At 48.9% G+C, this 848-nt stretch carries 1 protein-coding gene; it reads left to right on the forward strand.

Annotation, left to right across the window (positions count from 1 at the left end; all coding sequences use genetic code 11):
• A partial coding sequence (locus KVS69_RS18455; RefSeq protein WP_217539438.1) for a hypothetical protein occupies nucleotides 1–678 on the forward strand: 678 nt, incomplete at its 5' end.
• Nucleotides 679–848: the final 170 nt, after the last annotated feature.

Raw genomic sequence — 848 nt, forward strand, 5'->3', positions numbered from 1 at the left:
ATCTCCCGGCACCCGGGCGTCGCCGCCCTTGGTCTCCACAAGCTGTTGCAGCACTTCAGAACCTTCTTGGGCAGGGAGGAGCAGTTGCTACTTGAGCCAGCTGATAGCGAAAAGGCCTACGGGAGGTTCAATGCGATTATGAGTGCTATCAATGAACACGTATTCCCTGCGTTTCAGCCTCCTTCTGCTACGTCCGTCTACTCGATCGTAGTCCTTGACTGGCTTAGGGGTTACTCTCTGAGTTACATGATAAGGAAGCGAATTAACTACCTGAACCGCAAAGGAAAGGAAGTTAAGGTGCCTTTGGTCATCAGAGACACCATGGAGCTTGTCGAGCAGGTCGCCAGATCCAAGGCGCCGAAGTACATCGCGGCATACGTAGATGTTCTAAAGTTCTTCCTCGCAGTAGCGAATCGCAGCGATTTGTTGACTGAAGAGATTGATATAGGCACGGCGCTTGAGTTTGGTGTATCAACGAGAACTATGCTTTCATTGATGGAGCTTGGCTTATCTCGAATGAGTGCGGTGGAGATCAATGACGTCATTGCCGGCGACCAGATGAGTCAGGATGAATGCCTTGAATGGATGCGTGAGAACATTAATTTGATCATCGGGTCTGACATTCCTGTACCCATAGTAAGGGAAGTCCAATCAATCATCGACGGTGCAAAACATTAGGGGGATTAATGGCCGCAAAGTCCGTGAGGGTGGGTAGTAGGCTCTTTGTCCTACAGAAGGATGCCCTTCAATTCTCTAAGGAAATGCTTGGTATATTTAGAGTTGGTGTCAGAGTTTTAATCGATGACTAGGTGGATCTTCGAGTGCTACTTAGCCTGCTCATAGTTAGC

Source organism: Stenotrophomonas sp. GbtcB23 (genome assembly GCF_019091045.1).
Lineage (GTDB): Bacteria > Pseudomonadota > Gammaproteobacteria > Xanthomonadales > Xanthomonadaceae > Stenotrophomonas > Stenotrophomonas rhizophila_A.